Origin of the sequence: Micromonospora sp. AP08 (assembly GCF_008085935.1) — a bacterium.
Classification (GTDB): domain Bacteria; phylum Actinomycetota; class Actinomycetes; order Mycobacteriales; family Micromonosporaceae; genus Micromonospora; species Micromonospora chersina.
Genome location: NZ_VSEZ01000021.1, coordinates 65965 through 74079 on the forward strand (window position 1 = coordinate 65965; position 8115 = coordinate 74079).

An 8115-nucleotide genomic window follows, 5' to 3' on the forward strand; every position below is an offset into this window, starting at 1 on the left:
GTCAGCGGCCCCCGCCGTCGGCGATGGCCGCCGCCATGATCTTGCCAGCGATCCGGGCCGCCTCGTGGCTGCCGCCCGAGCCGGCCCGCTCCAGCTCCACGCAGACCGCGGAGATCGGGGTGCCGTTCTTGTCCAGGGCGAAGCCGATGAACCAGCCGTGGTCGGGGGTGCCCGGGCCGGACTCTGCGGTGCCGGTCTTGCCGCCGACCGTGTAGCCACCGATCCGGGCTGACTTGCCCGTGCCGTTCTCGACCACGCTGACCATCATGTCCCGCAGGTCGGCCGCGACCTGCCCGCTCACCGGCTGGCGCAGCTCGCGCGGCTTCGCCGTGTAGTAGCTGGTGGTGCGGTCCGGGGCGAGCAGCTGCTTGACCAGGTACGGCCGCATCTGGCTACCGCCGTTGGCGATCGACGCGGCCATCAGCGCGCCCTGGAGCGGGGTCATCCGGACGTCGCGCTGGCCGATCGAGGACTGCGCCAGGGCGCCCGGGTCAGTCGCCCCGCCGGGCGCGGTCATCTCACCGGTGCGGCTGGCCGCCACCGGCAGGCCGCCCTCGCCCAACTGGCCGACGGTCAGGTCCTCCTGCTCGAACCCGAACTGCCGGGCCTTCTCCTTGATCTTGTCCGCGCCGAGCTTCACGCCGAGCTGCGCGAAGCCGGTGTTGCAGGACTCGGTGAGCGCCTGGATCAGCGTCACCTCTTCCTGCGGGCAGATCGAGTCGGCCGCGTTCTTGATCGGCTTGCCCGACGTCGGCGGGGTCCAGCTGTCCCCGGCCGGGATTTTGGTCTGCTTGGTGTAGCCACTCTCCAGCGCCGCCGCCGACACGACGACCTTGAAGGTGGAGCCGGGCGGCAGCGTCTCGGAGAGCGCCCGGTTCGCCAGCGGGCGGTTCGGGTCCTTGTCCAGCGCGTTGTACGCCTTCGCCGCCGCACCGGTGTCGTGGCTGACCAGCGGGTTCGGGTCGAAGCTCGGCATGGAGACCAGCGCCTGCACCGCGCCGGTACGCGGGTCGATCGCGATCGCCGCGCCCCTGGTCGCCCCGACCTCGTTGTTCTGGAGCTGCTTGTACGCGACGTCCTGGGCCCGCTTGGAGAGGGTCAGCAGCACGTTGCCGCCGCCGGTCTTGTTCCCGGTGAACATGTCCTTCACCCGGTTGCCGATGAGCTGGTCGCTGGTGCCGGCGAGGAACTGGTTCTCGGTCCGCTCGATGCCGGTCGCGGTCCCGTTGACCGGCTGGTAGCCGAGCACGTGGGCGTACTCCTCGCCGGCCGGGTAGGTGCGCAGGAAGCGCAGCCTGCCGCTGGTGTCCTTGCTGAGGGCGTACGCGGTGCCGCCGACCTCGATGTTGCCGCGCTTCCGGTCGTACGCGGCGACCTGGACCCGGCCGTTGTAGTCGCTGTTGCGGTATTCGTCGGCCTTGTAGGCCTGGATCCAGTTCAGGTTGGCGAAGAGCAGCCCGAACAGGATCATGACGACCACGCCGACGCGGCGCAGGGGTGCGTTCACGGCCGGATCACCTCCGTGGGGGCACCGTGCAGCTGTTCCGGCGGGGCGCCGGACGGCCGGGCCGCCGGGCCGCCTCCGGTCACCGGCCGGCGGGCGCCGTCGGAGACCCGAAGCAGGACCGCGATCAACAGCCAGTTCGCCATCAGCGAGGAACCGCCGGCGGAGAGGAACGGCGTGGTCTGGCCGGTCAGCGGGATGAGCTTGCTGATCCCGCCGACGATGACGAAGACCTGCAGGCCCAGGGTGAAGGCCAGGCCGCCGGCGAGCAGCTTGCCGAACGAGTCCCGCACCGCCAGAGCGGCCCGCAGGCCCCGCTCGACGATCAGCAGGTAGATCACCAGCAGCGCGGAGAGGCCGAAGAGGCCGATCTCCTCACCGATGCCGGCGAAGATGAAGTCGGTCTGCACCTCGGGCAGCAGGGTGGGCTGGCCGCCACCCGGGCCGGCCCCGAACAGGCCGCCGGTGCCGAGCGTGAGCAGGCCCTGGACGAGCTGGTAGCCCCGGTCGTACGGCTCGGCGAAGGGGTCCAGCCAGATCTGCGCCCGGTCGTAGAAGTTGGCGAACGGGCCACCCACCGTGCTGCCCAGCACGTACGCCAGGTAGGCGCCGCCGAAGAACAGGATCAGGCCGATGAGCAGCCAGCTGACCCGTTCGGTGGCGATGTAGAGGGTCACCACGAACATGCCGAAGTAGAGCAGCGACGTGCCCAGGTCCTTCTCGAACACCAGGACCAGGATGCTGATCAGCCAGACCACGAGGACCGGGCCGAGGTCGCGGCCCCGCGGGAAGTCGATGCCGAGCACCCGCCGGCTGGCCAGCGACAGCACCTCCCGCTTACGGACCAGGTAGTAGGCGAAGAAGGTGAGCAGGGCGAGCTTGGCGAACTCACCGGGCTGGATCTGGAAGCCGCCGAGGCGGATCCAGAGCTTCGCCCCGTTGACCTCGGAGAACCGGCCCGGCAGCACCGCCGGGATCATCACCAGCACGATGCCGGCAAGCCCCAGGGTGTACGCGTACCGCGACAGCGACCGGTGGTCCCGCATGATCGCCAGCAGCGCGGCGGCGAGCACCACCGCGCCGAGCGTCCAGGCGAGCTGCCGCCCGCCCGTGCCGGCGAAGATGGCCAGGCTCTCCCGCTCCTCGGGAGCGGCCTGGGCCAGGTCGTAGCGGCGCAGGAAGCCGACGCCGATGCCGTTGAGCAGGGCGACCGCCGGCAGCAACGCCGGATCGGCGAACGGCGCCAGCCAGCGGATCACCAGGTGCAGGCCCAGGAAGACCAGCCCCAGCGCGGCGGCCGGGATCCAGAAGTCCGGGGTGACCGTGTCCAGCACGTTCGCCTCGACCGTCGCCGCGTACGCCGCCACGAGCACCATGGCGAGCAGCAGCAGCGACAGTTCGGCGTTACGCCGGGACCGGGCCAGGCGCACGCCGGGCTGCTCGCCCGTCGAGGCGGGCGAGGCTGCCGGTACGGCGGCTGCGGTCACGAATGCGTCCTCGGGGTCGAGCCGGCGCTCACTCCGGCGACCGGCAGCCGGCCGGGTCGACCGGCGGAACGGTGTCGGAGGGGACGGCGTCGGGCGTGGTGGTCGGCGTCGTCGTGGGCCCCGCGGTGGGCGTGGCCGTGGCGCTGGCCGGCGGGACGGCGCTGCCGCTGACCGCCGGGGCCAGCGGGCTGGCGGTCACGGACGGCGTCGGGCTGGCCGGCCCGGCCGTCGGGCTGGGCAGGCAGAGCGGCTTCAGGTTCGGGTTGGCCGGGTCGTCGCTGGTCAGCTCCGCCAGCCGGCGCTCGGCGTCCGGTTCGCTCTTGGCCTGGATGCCCTGCTTGACCTGCTCCTGTGCGGCCTGGGTGAGGTCGTCGAGCTTGGCCTCGCTGGTGGCGTGCACGTTGGACAGGTCGAGCCCGGCTACCTGGCCCGGGACCCCCCGGAACACGGCGAGCTGCCCGTCGTCGGTGGCGCCGACGTAGTACTGGCGCTGGGTGTAGCTCCACCCGCCGAAGACGCCGCCCCCGACGATGACCAGCAGCGCCAGCAGCATCGCCGCGGTACGCAGCGGGTGCCGGCGGCGCCGGTCGGCCTCGTCGTCGCGGTTGTCCACCGGTTCCTCGGGCGCGGGCGCCCGGGGGGCGGACAGCGCCGAGGCGCGGGCCGCCGGCGTGGAGACGTCGGCCGAGGTGGCCATGCCGCGGTCGCGGGCGGCCGCGCCGCCGACGATCGGGGACGCCTCGACGATGTCCTGGTCGGTGGCGTCCGCGATGATCACCGTGATGTTGTCCGGGCCGCCGCCGCGCAGGGCGAGCTGCACCAGGCGTTCCACGCACTGCTGCGGGTCGGTGTACTCGCGCATGGTGTCGGCGATGGTGTCCGCGCTGACCACGCCGGACAGGCCGTCCGAGCAGATCAGGTAGCGGTCACCGGGGAGCACCTGCCGGACGCTGTACTCCGGGTCGATGTCGCGACCGTCCAGCGCCCGGGTGAGGAGCGAGCGCTGGGGGTGGCTGCTCGCCTCCTCCGCGCTGATCCGGCCCTCGTCGACGAGCATCTGGACGTACGTGTCGTCCTTGGTGATCTGGGCGAACTCGCCGTTGCGCAGGAGATAGGCCCGCGAGTCACCGATGTGGACCATGCCGAGCTTGCTGCCCGAGAAGAGGGTCGCGGTGAGCGTGGTGCCCATGCCCTCCAGCTGCGGGTTGGCGTCCACGGTGTCGCGGAGCTGTTGGTTGGCGGTGCCGACGGCGGAACGCAGCGCGTCGACGAGGGCGTCCCCGGGGACGTCCTCGTCGAGGGGCGCCATGGCACCGATGACGATGTTGCTGGCGACGTCACCGGCGGCCATGCCGCCCATGCCGTCGGCAACGGCAAGAAGCCGCGGCCCGGCGTAGACGGAATCCTGATTACCGTCTCGGATCAGACCGCGGTCGCTGTGGGCCGCATAGCGCAGGGTCAGAGTCATGGCCGTAATTCGAGGGAAGTGCGGCCGATCCGGATCGGCACGCCGAGGGGGACGGGGGTTGGTCCGGTGACCTTAGCGCGATCCAGGTAGGTGCCGTTAGTCGATCCGAGGTCCTCGACGAACCACTGCCCGTCGCGCGGCACGAGCCGGGCGTGCCGCGCCGAGGCGTAGTCGTCGGTGATCACCAGGGTGGAGTCCTCGGCGCGACCGATCGTGATCTGGGCCTCGCCGAGGGTGATCCGGGTGCCGGCCAGTTGACCGGCGGTGACCACCAGCTGGTGCGCGGCCCTGCCCCGCTTCACCTTCGCCGGCTTCGCCGCCTGCCCGGTCGAGGCCCCGACCGCGCGCGGCGCGGCCACCAGGCGACCCGACCGGGCCCCCGCGAAGAGGTCCCTGCGGATCACTCCGACCACCGTGAACACGAAGATCCACAGCAGGATGAGGAACCCGAACCGGGCGACGGTGATGACGAGTTCCGGCAACGCGGGTCAGCCGTCCACGCGGAAGGTCAGGGTCGTCGTGCCCAGCTGGATCATGTCGCCCGGGTTGAGGGCGACCGCGGACACGCGCTGGCCGTTGACCATCGTGCCGTTGGTGGAGCCGAGGTCGGTCAGCACGACCTGGCCGCCGTCGAAGTCGAGCCGGGCGTGGCGCCGGGAGATGCCGACGTCGGGCAGGCGCAGGTTGGCCTGGTCGCCGCGGCCGATCACGGTCGAGCCCATCTGGAGCGGGTAGGTGCGGCCGTCGCCGGACACCAGGCGGACGTTGCGGCCACCGCCGTGCCCCGGCGGCGGGCCGTAGCCGCCACCCTGGTCGTACGCGGGGTAGGCCGGGCCGGCGTCGTAGCCACCGGGCGCGGAGACCGGGGCGACCTCGCCACCGGTGTAGACCTCCGCGGTGACCCGGAACATGCCGGTGTCGAGCCCCTCACCACGCTCGACCTCCACGATCACGTCGCCGTAGACCGTCCAGGCCTGCTCGCCGATGAACTCCGCCTGCGACTGGGCCAGTTCCTGGGCCAGCGCGGCGGCGTACGGCGCCAGCCGACTGTGGTCGTAGGGCGAGAGATCGATCACGTAGCGGTTGGGCACCAACGTGCGCCCACCGGCCAGGATCGCCTTGTGCGCCTCGGCCTCCCGCTGCATGGCGTTGAGGATCTCCACGGGGTGGACCACCCCTTTGAAGACCTTGGCGAAGGCCCCCTCTACCAGGCCTTCCAGACGCTTCTCGAAGCGTTGCAGCACGCTCACCGGCTCCTCCTCGGGTCCCGAGGCAATGATGGTATCTGGACACCGCCTCCGCAGCTCACACGCCGCTCGGCCGGTGGCCGGCAGCCCGTTCGTGACCAGCCCCGCGGACGTGCTAAAGTTTCGTCCGCCACGAACGGTGATCGCTCGTGGCGATGACCGGGATCAGCGTAATATGTCCGGGCACCCGCCGCAGATGGCGGGAGCGGGATGAGATACGGTGTTGCAGGTCAGCCACGGGGAAGTGGCGGAATGGCAGACGCGCACGGTTCAGGTCCGTGTGCCCGAAAGGGCGTGGGGGTTCAACTCCCCCCTTCCCCACCATCACGAGGGCTCCGCGACAGCGGGGCCCTCGCGCCGTATCGGGGCGTGCCGGACATCACGCTATGCTCCGATGGTTCCCCTGCCCCGATGGACCAGGAGTGGCGTGTGAGTGTCGCGTTGGTGACCGGCTCGGGCGGTCTCATCGGCTCCGAGGCGGCCCGGCACTTCGCCGGCCTCGGTCTCGACGTGGTCGGCATCGACAACGACATGCGCCGGTACTTCTTCGGCGAGGACGGGTCGACCGCCTGGAGCCTGGACCGCCTCGCCGCCGAGCTGGGCCGTGCCTACACCCACCACGCCGTGGACATCCGGGACCGGGACGGCCTGGAGCAGGTCTTCAAGAAGTACGGCTCGGACATCGCCGTGGTGATCCACAGCGCCGCCCAGCCCAGCCACGACTGGGCCGCCAAGGAGCCGTACACCGACTTCGACGTCAACGCCGGCGGCACTCTCAACGTGCTGGAGAACACCCGGCGGCACGCCATCGACGCGCCCTTCATCCACTGCTCGACCAACAAGGTCTACGGCGACCGCCCGAACACCCTGCCGCTGATCGAGCTGGAGACCCGCTACGAGCTGCCCGAGGACCACCACTGGTACGACGGCATCACCGAGGACATGTCGATCGACGAGTCGCTGCACTCGATCTTCGGCGCCTCCAAGGTGGCCTCCGACGTGATGGTCCAGGAGTACGGCCGCTACTTCGACATGAAGACCGCCTGCTTCCGGGGCGGCACGCTGACCGGCCCGGCCCACTCCGCCGCCGAGCTGCACGGCTTCCTGGCCTACCTGATGCGCTGCGTCATGGAGGGCCGGACGTACAACCTGTTCGGCTACAAGGGGAAGATGGTCCGGGACGCCATCCACTCGCGGGACGTGCTCACCGCGTTCGAGGCGTTCTTCCGCGAGCCGCGCTCGGCGCAGGTCTACAACCTCGGCGGCGGCCGGCACTCGAACACCTCGCACATCGAGGCGTTCCGGATCGCCGAGGAGATCACCGGCCGGGTGGCGAAGATCAACTACGTCGAGCAGGCCCGCACCGGCGACCACCAGTGGTACGTGAGCAGCATGGCCCGGTTCGAGAAGCACTACCCGAACTGGAAGATCACCTACGACGTGCCGATGATCCTCCGGGAGATCTACGAGGCGAACGTCGACAAGTGGGTGCCGAAGGCATGACCACCGGCACCAAGCGGAACGTGCTCGGCGTACTCGTCGACGCGACCGACTACGCCCGCGCGACCGAGGCCGTGGTCGCGGCGGCGCACGACCGCCGCCCGCTGGCCCTCACCGCCCTGGCAGTGCACGGCGTGATGACCGGGGTGCTCGACCCGGCGCACAACGCCCGGCTCAACTCCTTCGACGTGGTCACCCCCGACGGCCAGCCGGTGCGCTGGGCGCTCAACCTGCTGCACGGCGCCGGCCTCACCGACCGGGTCTACGGGCCGGAGCTCACCCTCCGGGTGCTCGCCCGCTTCGCCGACGAGGGGCTGCCGGTCTACCTCTACGGCTCCACCGAGGAGACCCTGTCCCGCCTCATCCCGGCCCTGGAGCGGAAGTTCCCGGCGCTGAAGATCGCCGGTGTCGAGCCGTCCAAGTTCCGGTCCCTGGAGCCGGGCGAGGACGCCGAGATCGCCGACCGGATCAAGGCCAGCGGGGCCCGGCTCGTCCTGGTCGGGCTGGGCTGCCCCCGGCAGGAGGTCTTCGCGTACGCCATGCGGCCGCTGCTGGACATGCCGCTGATGGCCGTCGGCGCGGCGTTCGACTACCACGCCGGGCTGCTGCGCAACCCGCCACCGTGGATGCAGCGGGCCGGCCTGGAGTGGTTCTGGCGGCTCGGCCTGGAGCCGAAGCGGCTCTGGCGCCGCTACCTCATCCTCAACCCGGCCTACCTGGCCCGGCTGGCCGCGCAGAAGACCGGCCTGTGGAAGGCCACCCCGCCGCCCCCGGCGACGGAGCGCCCGGCCACGTTCGACGTCTGACGTCGGGAACGACGTCCGGCGGCCACCCGTGAGGGGGACCGCCGGACGCCGGTGGGAGAGGTTGGCTCAGGAGACGTTCACCCCCGTGTCGTCGATGACGAAC

At 71.2% G+C, this 8115-nt stretch carries 7 protein-coding genes and 1 tRNA gene; 3 read left to right on the forward strand and 5 right to left on the reverse strand.

Annotated features, from left to right (window positions below):
• Window position 1: 1 nt before the first annotated feature.
• From FXF50_RS26350 to FXF50_RS26370, 5 genes are all read right to left on the reverse strand, one after another.
• A complete protein-coding gene (locus FXF50_RS26350) occupies window positions 2–1507 on the reverse strand; it encodes a penicillin-binding protein 2 (RefSeq protein ID WP_148431630.1) in 1506 nt (501 codons plus the stop codon).
• On the reverse strand, window positions 1504–2934 hold the full coding sequence (locus FXF50_RS26355; RefSeq protein WP_187399832.1) for an FtsW/RodA/SpoVE family cell cycle protein: 1431 nt from the start codon (window positions 2932–2934) through the stop codon (window positions 1504–1506). Before FXF50_RS26355 ends, FXF50_RS26350 begins: the two co-directional genes overlap by 4 nt.
• 85 nt (window positions 2935–3019) lie before the next feature.
• Window positions 3020–4459, reverse strand: coding sequence for a PP2C family serine/threonine-protein phosphatase (locus FXF50_RS26360; RefSeq protein WP_148431632.1), 1440 nt, complete (start codon window positions 4457–4459; stop codon window positions 3020–3022).
• Window positions 4456–4941 (reverse strand): FHA domain-containing protein, encoded by a 486-nt coding sequence (locus FXF50_RS26365; protein ID WP_074315675.1) that lies wholly within the window; start codon window positions 4939–4941, stop codon window positions 4456–4458. The genes FXF50_RS26360 and FXF50_RS26365 overlap by 4 nt, the downstream gene beginning before the upstream one ends.
• A gap of 6 nt (window positions 4942–4947) precedes the next feature.
• Window positions 4948–5736 carry a DUF3662 and FHA domain-containing protein gene (locus FXF50_RS26370; protein ID WP_107078574.1) on the reverse strand — a complete coding sequence of 263 codons (789 nt, stop codon included), beginning with the start codon at window positions 5734–5736 and terminating at the stop codon, window positions 4948–4950.
• Window positions 5737–5944: 208 nt separating this feature from the next.
• Here FXF50_RS26370 and FXF50_RS26375 point away from each other — a divergent pair.
• The 3 genes from FXF50_RS26375 (at window position 5945) to FXF50_RS26385 (ending at window position 8012) form a co-directional block, all read left to right on the forward strand.
• Window positions 5945–6030: transfer RNA gene (locus FXF50_RS26375), tRNA-Leu, on the forward strand.
• An 87-nt stretch (window positions 6031–6117) separates the two neighbouring features.
• Complete coding sequence (locus FXF50_RS26380) at window positions 6118–7209, forward strand: NAD-dependent epimerase/dehydratase family protein (RefSeq protein ID WP_187399831.1); 1092 nt, start codon at window positions 6118–6120, stop codon at window positions 7207–7209.
• The gene (locus tag FXF50_RS26385; protein ID WP_091316125.1) at window positions 7206–8012 is read left to right on the forward strand and encodes a WecB/TagA/CpsF family glycosyltransferase; all 807 of its coding nucleotides are present in this window, start codon (window positions 7206–7208) and stop codon (window positions 8010–8012) included. The genes FXF50_RS26380 and FXF50_RS26385 overlap by 4 nt, the downstream gene beginning before the upstream one ends.
• The last annotated feature ends 103 nt before the right edge of the window (window positions 8013–8115 follow it).